This is a genomic window from uncultured Rikenella sp. (assembly GCF_910579375.1).
Lineage (GTDB): Bacteria > Bacteroidota > Bacteroidia > Bacteroidales > Rikenellaceae > Rikenella.
Window position 1 is genome coordinate 36,843 of sequence record NZ_CAJTUJ010000004.1, and the last position, 13,474, is coordinate 50,316.

Below are 13,474 nucleotides of genomic sequence, written 5' to 3' on the forward strand. Positions count from 1 at the left end.
CAAACATATAGAGGTTACAGTTACAGGTTACGACTGTTTTTCCAGATTCGGGGGTCGGGGGCCGGGAAAAATCGGGGTTTCCGTTGGATGTCGTAGGAGGCAATGTTTCATTTGCCTCACCCCAAAAGGGTGTTCCGGATCAGACCGCCGGCATGCGGTCTGTTCCGGAACCTTGTAACGTTGCTGCGCAACGAAAAACGCACGGCCTTACGGTCGTGCGTTCCTGCCGGGCGAACATTTTAGAGAGCCTGTATTAGCACAATATCGAGCGAGGTTTCAAACTGTGAGGAAAGGCGGCCGCTCTCTATGCGGTGAGTGGTGTGGTAGCCGGGATTCTCGAACGACTCGACGGTGAAGGTCTCCTCCGAGACTCTCGTTACAATGCCCAGTCGGGAAATTCCCGCGCTATCCGGCCGTGTTCGGACGGTTTGGCCGACGCTGAGCTTCGACGGGTCATAGGGAATCATCCCTTCGTCCAGCATCCGGATGACGCTATGGCAACGCGCCCGAAATCCCTTATCGTACTGTTCCAGCTCTGCCGCTTTCCGGATGCCGCGCCGGACGGTCTCCTGATCCCGATGATAGAGCCGGCCTATTTCAACCGTGTTCATTCCGCTTTCACTCCGAAGACGAAAAGCCAAGAACCGTGCGAAAGCGGCGCGCTCCTTGCGGGTCTCAGCCCGCAACATGGCCGGGTCGATGTCGAAGATCCGGGCGATGACAATGTCGATCAGATCATATTGTGTTTCCATAAGCGATCGGTCAGAATGGTAAGTCTGGTGTATCCGGCACTGGGGCCGTCGTTTCAGTTTCTATTTCGATAAGGTCATTCGGATTGGTCGAGATGTAGAACAGTTCGACGACCTTGCCGTCGATTTTCTGCATGATCCGGCCATCCTTCGTATTGGCTATCCGCTCCGGGTTCAAAACGAAGCCGTGATATTTGGCCCATGCGGCCAGATGTGTCTTGAAGCGCTGAGCATTGTACGATTTCCGTTTGTTCTCCGAAATCCCGCTATTCTCCATGAAATGCAGGAACGCGGCCGATCGGCTGAATAAGGTGTCGAGGTAGGCACATTCGGCATCCGGCGCAGAGCGAGCCGGCCGGGGGCCGTTCTGCGTCTCCCAGACTTGGAAATAATCGTCCGCCCACTTCAGGAAGTTCTCTTCGCGGCCGAGGCCCTCGCTCATCTCGCGGCGCAACTGGCGACGTTCGAGGTTCTCCATCGGCGGCTGTATCTTGTCGAAACGCATCTGCAGCTGGATGCAGTAGGCGATAAAGTTGTAGAACTCGATCCACTCGTCGTCGGTGAAGTCGGCATAGAGTTGCCGACCGAATTTCGATAGCGGCGACCGGGTCTCCTTGTAGTCGTTGAACTTGGTCTTCTCGTGGTAATAATCCGATACCCCGCAGTTCAGGAGGCGGGCCATCGTACTGGAGTCGGTGTTCGGCAGCTCGAAGTTCGAGGAGATAATCATCTTTCCGCTGTCTTCGTAGCTCAACACAAAGGGCGAGGTATGCTTGCTGTTGACGGTACGATTACCGGTAGTCTGGGTGTAGAAGAAGGTGAAGTTACCGAACTCTGCGAGGTCATCCACCTCGATCACATCGTGAAACTCGGTCAGACCGTCATAAATGAATTGGAACTGATTCTTGTCGTCGAGATTGCGGCCCTCGATGTAGAAATGTTGTCTTACATACTTGAGCGCCTGACTGACTAGTGATTTCCCGGAACGGCCGGAGGACTTCCCGATCTCCGAAATCTTCGTGTCCTGCAGAAAGACGATCCACGGTTTCCCCTGATTCTTGTATTGTGCGGCCAGATATCCGAGGCAGAACATCACGTTGGCCAGCGCCAGCATCTCTTCCCGTTGCTCGGCCTCGGTCAGTTCCTGCCCCTCCTCCAGCTCTTTGCGCCAGTGCATCCGGGTGATGTCTCGCAAGAAGTCGGTAAAAATGAACCCTTCGCGGAAGGTTACATCGTAACGGTCGATTTCCGGAAGCAGCGCGATCTCGGCCGCGATGGTCTCCCGCTCCTCGATCGACGTGGCGGCCGACTGCCGATCGAGCAGGGCCTGATACGTCGGCGTGGCATTCACCTCTACGGGGTGGCGGTCGAGCAACGATATGTTCCGCGGAATCACGTGCGAAATCACTTCGTTCTTGATGGTGATGGCTCCGAGGATATGGTTCGGCACCTCTTCGTGTTTGATCCGCTCGATCGCCGTTTTTGATATCCGCAGCGAGGCGTTCTTAAAGTGCAGGTACTCGTACTCTTTCGATACGTTCCGAAACTCGATCTCGACGTTATCCATTGTGTCGATATTGGCCTCGGATATTTGATTCGAGGTATTCAGCTTATTCAGAATGGCGATCTCATCGGTCAGGTTCTTGCTTTTGATCCAGTTCTTGGTGAACCGTTTTACGATCCGTTTGATGCCGTCCGGCGGAATCAAATCGACCACCTTGCCTTTGATCCAAGCGTAACAGTAGTCGGTATTTTTCAGGTGCCGGTACTCCATCTGGTAGAAGCCGTTGGCTTTAAGGAAAAAGTAGAAGTACTCCATGTTGATGGAGTATTCGCCTTTTTCGCTTCGGCTCCAGAATTTCACCTTGCGGGCTTTGGCCTTGCGGTAGATAAACTGCTTGCGGGTCTCCTCTTCGCTCTCGCCGATCAGATTGATAAAGTCCTTGAGATCTTTGCAGGGATTGCCGCGGAAGTCTTTTTTCGTACCGAGCCACTCGGGCAGCTCGATGGTGAACAGATCGATATATTTAACTGCGTTTTTGAGCGCCATCGCCCGACCGGTTGCGTCCAAATCCATGATTTGGTAATGATTGACGCAGAGGTCATCGATCTCTTTGTATTCGTCGTAGGTCAGTTCGGCCGTCTCCGAGTTCAGCCAGTAGACGTGGAATCCGAGACTATGCAGGTTCAGCGCGTCCGATTCGCCGCTGCATCGGAATATGTCTTTCAATCGAGCATTCGCCTTCTCCGGAGGCGCGATGGTCTCTTCTCCGTCTTCGTCGTCGCTGATCAGTTCGTTTTTGGCGGCCTGTAATTGTCGAAGCCCATAGATGTAGTTTTTCGGTTTACGACCGACGTAAAGAAACCGGTTCTTCTTCTCCAGATCGTGCGGGCGATAGAGTTTCTGAAAATCGCCGTAGTCGAAAACGAACATCGGATAGTCTTCGGTCGCAATGAATTTGTGCACGACATCCCGTTTGTGTTTCTCGCTGAAGGAGCAGTACTCGTACTCTTTCAATACCCGGCAATTGAAATCCTGCAGCGTCTCTTTGGTTACATACCGGCCGAAGGCTTCGAGGTCTTTTCGGGTGATCTCACTCTCTTCTTTATAGACGAAATTGTAACGGCCCTTGACATCTTCCGGCCCCATCTCTCGCATTTCGTAGTCCGGGCGCCAGCGAGGTTTCTGCCAGCCGGAACCGCCGACCTCATGGCGGATGATCACCTCCTCGACGAACTTCAGGGCTTCGTAATAGTTCAGGTTTTCCATGTACATTACGAAAGCAACGCCCTTCAGGCTATTCACTTCGTCTTGGTTGCCGAAGTCGGTAATTCGCCAGTATCCCTGATAATAGGTGATCTGAGCAGAGGCGGTCTTCTCGTCTCTCACTTTGATTTTCATCGGGGGACGCTTGCCGAAATCGTAATCGCGGTAGTAATATCGGAAGATATCCTTACCGCCATCGGTCTCTTGATATATCTTATCTTCGTCTATATAGCGCATGTCAGTCTTTCTTAAATGTCCATATTTCTACAAGCTCCTCGACAATGCCTTCATATCTGGTGCGCAACTGTTCCAGTAGGGTGTCTTTGTCGACACCGTACAGCAGATAGGCCAACGCTTCGAACTCCGCGCTGGAGGTATAAATCGTCCGGCGGCAGACCAATGTGGCGATTACTTCCTCTTTCATATAAGGATTAACCAGCTTGTGGCGTTGGCCGATTCCCCGACCGATCCCGGCGCAATCCGTACCGCCGCGCTGATAAATAGGCTGGAGAATGGCGAAATAGTCGTGCCGGGGAATCCCGTGCCTAATCTCATTCATAGCTAATCGAACAAAGTCTTGAGGGCTGTCAGGCTTTCGGCAGTCAAGGCTTTCCGCACGGCCTTTTCATGGCGTAATTGCCGTTCGATCTCCAGATAGCGATCGAAGTCCGCACCGCTCTTCTCTACCTTGAGTCTCAGATCAGTCAACTCTTTCTGCAAAGCGATCGTCCGCTCGAAAGATTGCTCGCGCGCGTCGTAGTTGATGTATCGCTTGTAAAAATGCTCGTACAAAGCATGGTAGCACTCTTGTTGATAAGAGATCAGCCTATCACGAGATTCGGCACGAACATTATCCGGATGGATTGTGAAAAGCCAACCATAAACAAATTCCACCGGTAAGCAGAACATTTCGTATCGTTTTCCATCAGTTCCAGTCGAGGTGCTCAGCCCCCCAACTGAACTTAAAATCGGATGTGCTTGAATTTTGTCTCGCTGGGCCTTCGCATCGACTCCCAGTGCTTCGCATATCGGCTTGATCGGGACGAACATATCGGACGTAACGACGATTTCCACATGGTTGATCGTGGCGATAATAGTGTCTTTCATGATTATTCAATTTTAGAGGTTCGTGTCATCAGTTTTTCGAGTTGAATAAGGAGTCGGCGGAAGGCGACCTGCTCAATCGGCGGCAGGTCGTTCAAAATCCGCATCAAGGCGGTGTGGAGCGTCTCGGCCTCCGCCGGGGTCATCTCCAATATGCTTATTTGGCCAGTGGCGTCGCGGTCAGGGTACATGGCTGTTTTTTATTCTTGATTCGTCTCATAACCCGATTTTTTGTTTACCAATCGGGTTTTCTCCGTTCGTATTTCGCATAATTTTTTCGAGCTTCTTCATTCCATTGATCTCTGGGTATCTGAACAATTGTGTAGCCGCAGTTATTCAATACTCGTTCAAGCCACGCGAAACCGACATTGCTACCGAGCCATTGGATTATGGTTGCCACAATACAACGTTCTCGATTCGTTGGCTCGCAAAGAAGCGTGCCTTCGGATAGAAGGCTCTCTCTTGGCCCTCGATGCAATTCGGTTAAAATTGACCCTCCGAGTATCAACGACTTTTTATTTTCGCGCTCCCATTCTTTGGCAAATGCCATTTCGCGGTAGTTGTACGGTATCCTTTCGTGTTTCCAGCCCATATTCCTTGCCCCGTTTCGACTGGCGACAGATTCATACTCTTCCGGCGTCTTGGGATTTACAAATACTTGGTTCGTTTTCATTACGCAGTTAGTCTGATTTTTTCGAGAGCCGCGCAAGTAGCGACGCAAATGGCCTCGGCCTGCTCGGTCACCACGGCGTTGCCGATGTACTTCTTCTGTTCCTCTTGGGTTCCGATCAGTACGTAGTCGGACGGGAATCCTTGTATACGCTTCAATTCGGGTATCCGCAGCATCCGCATAGTGATGTCGGAGAGTCCGTAGAGGGCCATAAACTCCTTGATCTTGACCATCGCCGGGGTATCGTCCGAATATATCTCGTAGATCATTCCTCCGTCGACCGAGCGGACGAACGTGGGCAGGCTATCCGATCCTCGCTCGGCACCCATCAGGTAGGGCGGCATCTTGTCCATCCGGGCGATCAGGGTGAAGCACGGCGCGTCTACCGATCCTCCAGGCGACCGATATTGCGGGTTGAGTATCCACGGCTGGACGAGGTTCTGCTTCGGGGTGGAGGTTATCGTCGGAGCTGGGGCGTTTATATCCGCCGGTTTCCCGTTTCCATACTGCATATCCAGGAAGCACGGGCTTACGAGTTGAAATCGGTCTTTTGTCGTGACCGTTGGAGCCGGAGACTCGACGCTGCTGGAGAACCCGTTCCCGTAATACACCTGAAGGAACCGAGCTCCGACGAGTGCGTGGTGGTCTCGGACTGTAACCGCCCCGGCGGGGCCGTCGACGCTGACGCATTTTCCCTCCGGCCGACCGCTGAAATGCTTGGCGAGGAAGTGAGCTTGTACGAGGTCTTGATTCCCGCCGGTAGTCGTCAGGGTTCGGGCCGGGCCATCCACAGAGACTATTTTGCGTGCCGGGTTCCCGCTGTGGCGTTGCTGAATGAAATGGGCTTTTGCCAGTCCGAGGCGGCTCTGGGTAGCTACAACGGGGCACGGATCGTCGATGCTGGGCGCGTGATAGACGCCGCGCTTGGACATCGAATTGTACTTGACCATAAACGCCTCCTTGCCTCCGGCAACGAATTTGATAAGACCCGCGTAGATGCGTTCGAGCGTCGCATCCACCAACGGTTTCTTGCGGCCGAAAATCGACCGGCCCGCATCTTCGAAGTTCAACACTTCGCGGACTGGCTTCCATTTCTTGAGTGAGCCGAATAGATCGCTGCTACCGGTCTTCGAGTGAGTGGGCCGGGGCCATGCGATCGGCAGATCGGGCCGGGCGAACTGCCCGAAGAACCGGCGACGGGAAGTGTAGGCCCCGTAGTCGGCGGCATTCAGAATACGGTGCTCGAAACGGTATCCGTGACCGCACACATTCCCGACCCATTGCCGATAGAGCCGCCCGGCGTCCCGGCTGATCGGCTTTCCTCTTTCGTCGAGGTCTCCCCATGACATGAACTCCTCGACGTTCTCGATTTGGATATACTCGGGGTTCAGGGCCTCGATGTATCGGAATAGGTGATCGGCGAGTGTCCGGCTATCCGCATCGCGTGGTAGGCCACCCTTCGCTTTGCTGAAATTGGTACACTCTAAAGATGCCCAAAGAACCACCCGGGCTGTCGGATATAGTTCACGCATTGCGGAAACGTGGGCCGCAAGTGGAGCTAAGTCGAGGGTTCGGATGTCTTCGGTGAAGTGCATCGCGTCCGGGTGGTTTGCGGCGTGAGAAGCGATCGCATTTGCGTCATGATTAACGCAGGCGATCACCTTGGCGCACTTCCGGCCATCGATCCGGGCGTTTTCGACGCCGGTACTGGTACCACCGGCTCCACAAAACAGATCTATGTAGAGCAGTTTGATCATTGTCGTTTGCCTCCTCTGTTTTGCCTCTTGACGGGGACGCTTTTTCGCAACTTCGCTTCACGCTGTAACTGTTTGAAGTCCAGCCTCAGCACTTTCTTGAGTGGCATCCGACGATCCGGGCCGAGTTCGATCAACTCTAATCCGATGTAGGTATAGAGTGTTTTCAGAGATATGTGCAATACTTGAGCAATGGCGACTGTATCTATCCGTGTCGCCAAAACCTCTTCGGCCTCTACATACCCCAGATCTTTCAATAAATCATCGATACGGGCCATGCCTTTCTCGTTGATATACGGAGTCAAATCAATAGCATTCATCGTTCAAACATGTGGGTGCGGTGGGCAAAATCTATGAACTCTTCTGTCGAGTGAAACCCGAGTTTGCGCAAAGCATTCTTTCGATGATTACGCACCGTGTGAACTGACAAGTAGAGATGATCCGCAATCTGGTCGGCCGACTCGTTTCGGAAAATCAGTTGCATCACCTGCAGTTCCCGATCGGATAGTGAAGTGCTGAATGTGGGATGACAAATGACTCGGAAATATTTACATTCAGCCTTACGAGGACACGACACGTCTTCGAACTGGCAATTCCCCTGTTCGTCAATATCCGGATGGCTTTCATTTGCTCCAAAACAGCAGTTTGCAATACGACGGGCGCGAAGAAAATCGTAATACTTTGGATTACGTGCGCTTGCAGCATACTCCCGACCGAGTGCAGCAAATTGTTCCGGATAAAATGTCTCGCTAATCCTCAGCAACTCTTCGATGATTTCACGATCATTTTCCGTGAGTTGACGAGCTGTGGTGTCGCCGATCAACTGAAACATCGCTTCGCCAGTGCGGGGGTCGGTAAAAAATTCAATGCGTTTCATGGCCATCCAACGGGAATAGTTCTTCTTCGGGAATGTTGAGCTCCTTTGCGATTACAGATCGAACCAGCGCATCGGGTTTTTGAATACCCATTATCCACATGTAGACTGTCCGTTCGGAACGCTTGCATAACTTGGCAATTTTCAGAACAAACATGCGCTTTGGCGCCATTGGAGCCCGCTTAGGCAATGCGTCATAGTAGTCTTTGAAGGTCATTTTTGCTCGTTTTTGAATACCATTCCTATCTCAACACTTTTCTAATGTGTATATTTGTCGCGTCAGTGTATTTATGACATCACAAACATAACAATTTGGATAGCACTATCCAAATCAAATATTGATATGTATCCATTTAATTGAGCAACTATGAAGCATATCGGCCAAGAAATCAACGCCATACTGGAGTCGAGAAATATTGTCAAAAAGAGATTTGCCGAAGAAATCGGCACCACAGAAGCTAATCTTTACAAGATTCTTCGCAAAGCATCGATCGACGCTGCATTGTTATCCAAAATAGCAAGTACCCTTCAAGTCCCAGCAGCCTATTTTTTTGATGAAAATACTGTCATTCACCCTACTGAGATTGGGCATCGGGTTTCTGGTAATCGCAACAAAGTGAAAGGGGACATCCATTGGGCTGCATGTGAAGATGAACTGGAGAAAGCCAACTTGCAGATCAAGCATCTGCAGACTGAGCTCGACAATAAGAATCTGCTGATCGAAGAGAAAGATAAAATGATCGCAGAAAAGGAACGCTTGATCGGTGTATTGCTGAAGAAATAATATGTCGATTGGGTTCTATCTGAAATACAAGGATCGGGAATCCACCCCCATCATCACTAAGATCGCCTTCAAAGGATTGACCTTCCGGAGAGCGGTTGGCGAAAGTGTACCTGTGCGATACTGGAATAGCGCCTCGCAACGCTGTAAAGAATCCTCAGAATTTCGAGTTCCCGGTCGGCGAATCAACAAGACGCTGAACGAGATCTTCGTGGCCGCAACGCAAGCGTGCGATTATTTCGTCGAACATCGATCGATTCCAAACCAGTCTGAGTTCTGGGCAAAAACAGACTTCTTTTTGTCCGGCGGCAAGACCATTCCGGATATCTTCTTTACCGATTATTTTCAAGAATACATCGATCGTTACCGGGGCATTCGTGCGGTTTCAACGACCAATAAGTATGTAACAGCAATCCGCAAGTTGAAACAATACGAGGATGCCCGCAAAGTGCGACTGACTTTTGAGCATATCGACATCAAATTTTATCGCGACTTCGAACGATTCATTTACGGTCTAAAGCGTGAAGACTCGGACATGCCTTACTCCCTAAACTATTTCGGGGCATTGGTAAAGTGCATCATGGTGGTCTATCGCGAGGCAAGAGATACCGACGGTCTCCATAACCTGAACGGAACGGCGCATAGGGAGTTCAAAGCGGTTCAGCGAACGGCGGACACGATTTATTTGACTGTGGAAGAGTTGGTTCGCATCCATCGCCTTCAGATCACTCCGGAATTGGTGTTGCAGCATTTCCCCAAAGCCGACCAGCGACCGCAAAATATGGCTCGCCGGATCGCGGGATACAACGTGGCCAAGAACAAGTTCCTGATCGGTGCTTTTACGGGATTGCGAGTTTCTGATTTCAACCGGCTTTCCGAAGTCAACATCCAAGACGATCGTATTCGCATTCGCACAAAGAAGACAGACGCTCACACAGTCATTCCTGTTCATTGGGTGATTCGAGAAATACTCGATTCCGGATTTGACATCACTACACCGCTTAGCGAGCAAAAGCTAAACGAGCATATCAAAGAAGTGTGCAAGTTGGCAGGCATTGACAGTCCAATCGAAACCACACACTACGCGGGCGGACGACGCATCACGGAAGTGTCGCCCAAATGGCAATTGGTGTCGAATCACACTGCCCGTCGAAGTGGCATAACGAATATGGTCAAAGCGGGAGTTCCTATTGCTGCTGCGATGAAAATTTCCACTCACACGACAGTGAAATCCTTTATGGCGTACCTAAAGATCTCGCTGGAAGAGAATGCGGACATCTTGGCCAAATCGTCGTTCTTCAAACAACCGTCAGAGGGGGACTAAAAAGGGGACTAAATTGCGATTTCTTGCATAGAAAACGGCGCAATTTCTTCTCTCATAGAAATCTTAATAGTAAGGGAATCAATTCTTTTCCTTTCTCAAGAGAAATATCACAGCTCCTGTCCTGGGCACAAAAAGGCTGTCGATCGTTTGATCGACAGCCTTTTTTGTTTTTCCCGGCAACTCCATCGCCTTTCGATACCCCGCCCCGGGCTACCGCGACTCAGGGGAACAAAATCGACTGGGAGCACTGTACGGCGTCGGCAACTGCGGGTACAGCTGGTCATCCACTGCCGACGGAATCAACGGTTTCGATTTGGATTTCCGGATGACATGGTCCGAGGCGAGCTATCCGAGTCGCCGCGGCTACGGTTTTCAGTTGCGGTGCCTCTCGGAATCAACGGAGCAGGAGAGCTTTCGACGGAACCGATTGGGGACTTAGAACCCGGGCTTGGGCCCGCTTTCCTATTCAGATTTTGCGGGACGCTGAACCGCACGACCGAACACTCACCGCTGCGCCGCATGGCGCAGAAAGCGGTTCCGCAACCAGGCCCGAACCGGCTCGTCGAAGAGTTTCAGGAATCCGTAAGCCAGCACGACACACCCGACTCCCACGGCGATCATCAGGGGCCAGCTCTCCTGCCATCCCAGATCGTGCTCTTTCACGTAAGCCATGAACAGATAGACGAACGGATAATGAATGATATAGAGCGGGAACGAAATTTCGCCCAGAAACTTACATATCCCGACCGACACTTTGCCCCGGATCGGGCTGCCCGCTCCCGCCAACACAATCAGTGGAAACAGGAACAGAATACTGATCGACTCATACAGCCCGTTGAGCCACAATCGCTGCTCGCCTCCCAGCCGCGGGAAAAACAGAATCGCCGCCAACACCGACGAACAGAGCCAAAAACCGCCCGGAATCCGAATCCGCCGCCCCAGCCGAAAGAGCAACAGCCCGCCAAAGAACGGATAGAGCAGTCGCACCATTCCGATCCCGAACTGCCGGCCCGTCAGCTCGTGCCCGCCGAGCACGCTGCCGTCCGAACTGCCCACCGCCATCCACAGCAACGCAACGCCTGACGCAGCCACGAACGCAACCAGCACGCGTTTCGAGAATCGCCTCACGACCGCCGCATAGAGGAGGTTGCCGATGTATTCAAAGAAGAGCGACCAGGCCGGCCCGTTCAGGGGAAACATCTCGTGCCACGGCTGACGAATCGCCGCCGTTGTCGGAATCAGCAGGCAGCCGGCCAGCATGACCAGCAGCATCTGCCAGACGGGCACCTCTCCGATTTGAGGGAACATCTTTCCGGCGCCGAAATAAAAGCACAATCCCCCGATCACCGCCCCGACGACGACCATCGGCTGGAGCCGAATGACGCGTCGCTTGCAGAAATCCCAGAGGGTCATCCGTCCCCAGCGGTCGTCGTAGGCATAGCCGATCACGAAGCCCGAGAGGACGAAAAAGAAATCGACGGCCAGATAGCCGTGGTTGATGAACGGCACGACATAGAGCGGATCGACGGCGTAGATTTCGAAGAGGTGGAAGGCTACGACGATCAGGGCCGCCACGCCGCGCAGGCCGTCGAGAATCTCGTAGTGCGGTTTTTGCGGGAATTGCAGGGGTAAATTGGAGGTCATACGAAAAGCGTGAGGGTTAGTTTCCGGTTTCCGGAGGTTCACCCGCAAAGATATGACAGAACGGGGCCTCGAAAATTTGTCCTACATCAAAATCCGCCCGCGCCTCACCGCCCTTCGCCCGCGCGCAACCGGCTGAGCGTTGAAAGCGTAATCCCCAGATAGGAAGCGATGTAGCTCAGATTGGCCCGCCGACAGACATCGGGAAACTGTCTCCGAAAGGCCTCGTACCGCTCCCGAGCGGGCAGTGCCAGCCGCTCCTGATGGCTGCGATGGAGGCGGCGATATTCGTTCTGGTGGGCGATCCGCCCCCAGTTGCATAGTTCGAGGTTGGTCTCCCACAGGCGTGTGAGCTCGGCCAGCGGAATACGGTAGGCTTCGACCTCCTCCAGCGTCTCGACCTCCTCTTCGCTCGGTCGACCGTAGTAGAGTTCGTCCATGCTGAAGACGATGCCGCCTTCGACCGAAAAGGAGGTGGTCACCTCCTCGCCGTCCACCACCCAGTAGGAGCGGGTCATGCCCTGTTCGATAAAATAGGCGTACCGGTTATACTCGCCTTTGCGAATCAGCCGATAACGTTTGGGGAAACGACACGGAACGACGACGGACTCCAGTTCGCGCACCGTCTGGTCGGAAAGGGGCCACTGCGACCGAATCGTATCTATCACTTTTTTCATCGTCAATCGTTCCGCCCGTCACGGTTTCTGAAGGTCGACTTCTTTCCGGCGATGGGCCTCTTTCCGGAGGTCGACCGAAGATGGGGCTTTTTGTACGCGGCAAATGCGATCATAAATATAGCACATATTCCGATTCCCGCCTCTCGGAGGGGCAAAACATCCTCATTTCTCCCACATCTAAAACAAGTTCCGAGGGGCCGCCCCGGGCTTCCGCGACACGGGCTACTATGGGCGTTTGGGGGTGTTGTCGGGCACCGGGTACTACGGTTACAGCTGGTCGTCCGGGGCCGACGGTACTGATGGCATATACTTGCGTTTCGGCGTGACGTACCACAATCGCAACCACAAAGGCAGCCGCGGCCACGCTCTTCAGTTGCGTTGCCTCTCGGAATAAACGAGAAGGCGGAGTCATTTAGGGTAGAGGCGGCCATTAAAATGCCCTATGGGCGAGCCCCGGGCCACCGCGGCATCGGCGATGGCGCATTGTGGTATGTCGGTAATAGCGGCTACAGCTGGGCTTCGCAGATCAGTGGCTCCAATGGCATGTACTTAGGCTTCTACGCGACGGAACTCCGCCCTTGCAACACGGCAGGTCATGCTTTCGGTTTTCCGTTGCGTTGCCTCTCGGAATAAACGGGCTGCGGGCCCACGGTGGGCAAAGGAGTGGAACAACCCTGAGTAACTGACCTCTCAACCCTGCATTTAAGTTGCATCCCTGCGGTTCGAAGAACCGCCCGGGCCGGAGCCACCCCAGGCGTAGGGCCGCAACTTCGCGGAGCTCGTTCGGCCCACGCTGGCTCCGACCCGAATCACAAGTGGACACCCCTATCTATTAAGTAAAAGCGCGCCCCAAAGGGTCGCAAAAGCTCAACCAACAAATCAGCCCAAACCACGACAAAAGTTCAGCCCAATTCTGTTGAGTTCGGCCTGCGGCGTCCGGCCCGGGCATCATAGACGCCCCGCCGCAAGCCCGGCGACCCTTTGGGTCGCAAGAGCACAGCCCATTTACCGTCTCCCATTCGGTGACATTCGCTCTCGGTGTGCCCCCTCGCACTGCTAATGCGTCACTCTGCATCGCGCTATTAGCTCTTAGTCTTAGCTGTTCGCCGCCAGCGGTGAATGCAACGAGCTCC

At 53.1% G+C, this 13,474-nt stretch carries 15 protein-coding genes; 3 read left to right on the plus strand and 12 right to left on the minus strand.

Annotation, left to right across the window (positions count from 1 at the left end; genetic code table 11):
* Nucleotides 1-239: 239 nt before the first annotated feature.
* From QZ302_RS01045 to QZ302_RS01090, 10 genes are all read right to left on the minus strand, one after another.
* Nucleotides 240-752 carry a hypothetical protein gene (locus tag QZ302_RS01045; RefSeq protein WP_294591502.1) on the minus strand — a complete coding sequence of 171 codons (513 nt, stop codon included), beginning with the start codon at nucleotides 750-752 and terminating at the stop codon, nucleotides 240-242.
* A gap of 10 nt (nucleotides 753-762) precedes the next feature.
* Nucleotides 763-3,753, minus strand: a complete 2,991-nt coding sequence (locus QZ302_RS01050; protein WP_294591505.1) for a hypothetical protein — start codon at nucleotides 3,751-3,753, stop codon at nucleotides 763-765.
* A 1-nt stretch (nucleotide 3,754) separates the two neighbouring features.
* A complete protein-coding gene (locus tag QZ302_RS01055; protein ID WP_294591507.1) occupies nucleotides 3,755-4,075 on the minus strand; it encodes a hypothetical protein in 321 nt (106 codons plus the stop codon).
* 2 nt (nucleotides 4,076-4,077) lie between these two features.
* Complete coding sequence (locus tag QZ302_RS01060) at nucleotides 4,078-4,623, minus strand: phage antirepressor N-terminal domain-containing protein (RefSeq protein WP_294591509.1); 546 nt, start codon at nucleotides 4,621-4,623, stop codon at nucleotides 4,078-4,080.
* 2 nt (nucleotides 4,624-4,625) lie between these two features.
* The gene (locus QZ302_RS01065; protein ID WP_294591511.1) at nucleotides 4,626-4,766 is read right to left on the minus strand and encodes a hypothetical protein; all 141 of its coding nucleotides are present in this window, start codon (nucleotides 4,764-4,766) and stop codon (nucleotides 4,626-4,628) included.
* 89 nt (nucleotides 4,767-4,855) lie between these two features.
* The gene (locus QZ302_RS01070; protein WP_294591513.1) at nucleotides 4,856-5,293 is read right to left on the minus strand and encodes a hypothetical protein; all 438 of its coding nucleotides are present in this window, start codon (nucleotides 5,291-5,293) and stop codon (nucleotides 4,856-4,858) included.
* The gene (locus tag QZ302_RS01075; RefSeq protein ID WP_294591515.1) at nucleotides 5,293-7,047 is read right to left on the minus strand and encodes a DNA cytosine methyltransferase; all 1,755 of its coding nucleotides are present in this window, start codon (nucleotides 7,045-7,047) and stop codon (nucleotides 5,293-5,295) included. The genes QZ302_RS01070 and QZ302_RS01075 overlap by 1 nt, the downstream gene beginning before the upstream one ends.
* Complete coding sequence (locus QZ302_RS01080; protein WP_294591517.1) at nucleotides 7,044-7,364, minus strand: hypothetical protein; 321 nt, start codon at nucleotides 7,362-7,364, stop codon at nucleotides 7,044-7,046. The genes QZ302_RS01075 and QZ302_RS01080 overlap by 4 nt, the downstream gene beginning before the upstream one ends.
* Nucleotides 7,361-7,921, minus strand: a complete 561-nt coding sequence (locus tag QZ302_RS01085) for a helix-turn-helix transcriptional regulator (protein ID WP_294591519.1) — start codon at nucleotides 7,919-7,921, stop codon at nucleotides 7,361-7,363. The genes QZ302_RS01080 and QZ302_RS01085 overlap by 4 nt, the downstream gene beginning before the upstream one ends.
* Nucleotides 7,908-8,135: an XRE family transcriptional regulator gene (locus QZ302_RS01090; protein ID WP_294591521.1), complete on the minus strand. Its 228-nt coding sequence runs from the start codon at nucleotides 8,133-8,135 to the stop codon at nucleotides 7,908-7,910. Before QZ302_RS01090 ends, QZ302_RS01085 begins: the two co-directional genes overlap by 14 nt.
* A gap of 150 nt (nucleotides 8,136-8,285) precedes the next feature.
* Here QZ302_RS01090 and QZ302_RS01095 point away from each other — a divergent pair, with 150 nt between their 5' ends.
* Together QZ302_RS01095 and QZ302_RS01100 are read left to right on the plus strand one after the other, a co-directional pair.
* A complete protein-coding gene (locus QZ302_RS01095; RefSeq protein ID WP_294591523.1) occupies nucleotides 8,286-8,702 on the plus strand; it encodes a hypothetical protein in 417 nt (138 codons plus the stop codon).
* Nucleotide 8,703: 1 nt separating this feature from the next.
* On the plus strand, nucleotides 8,704-10,023 hold the full coding sequence (locus QZ302_RS01100) for a phage integrase SAM-like domain-containing protein (protein ID WP_294591525.1): 1,320 nt from the start codon (nucleotides 8,704-8,706) through the stop codon (nucleotides 10,021-10,023).
* Nucleotides 10,024-10,527: 504 nt separating this feature from the next.
* On the opposite strand, the gene QZ302_RS01105 is transcribed toward QZ302_RS01100, so the two are convergent.
* The gene (locus tag QZ302_RS01105; RefSeq protein WP_294591527.1) at nucleotides 10,528-11,667 is read right to left on the minus strand and encodes an acyltransferase; all 1,140 of its coding nucleotides are present in this window, start codon (nucleotides 11,665-11,667) and stop codon (nucleotides 10,528-10,530) included.
* 104 nt (nucleotides 11,668-11,771) lie between these two features.
* The gene (locus QZ302_RS01110; protein ID WP_294591529.1) at nucleotides 11,772-12,341 is read right to left on the minus strand and encodes a cyclic nucleotide-binding domain-containing protein; all 570 of its coding nucleotides are present in this window, start codon (nucleotides 12,339-12,341) and stop codon (nucleotides 11,772-11,774) included.
* A gap of 241 nt (nucleotides 12,342-12,582) precedes the next feature.
* On the opposite strand from QZ302_RS01110, the gene QZ302_RS01115 reads away from it, so the two are divergent.
* Nucleotides 12,583-12,735, plus strand: a complete 153-nt coding sequence (locus QZ302_RS01115; protein ID WP_294591531.1) for a hypothetical protein — start codon at nucleotides 12,583-12,585, stop codon at nucleotides 12,733-12,735.
* The last annotated feature ends 739 nt before the right edge of the window (nucleotides 12,736-13,474 follow it).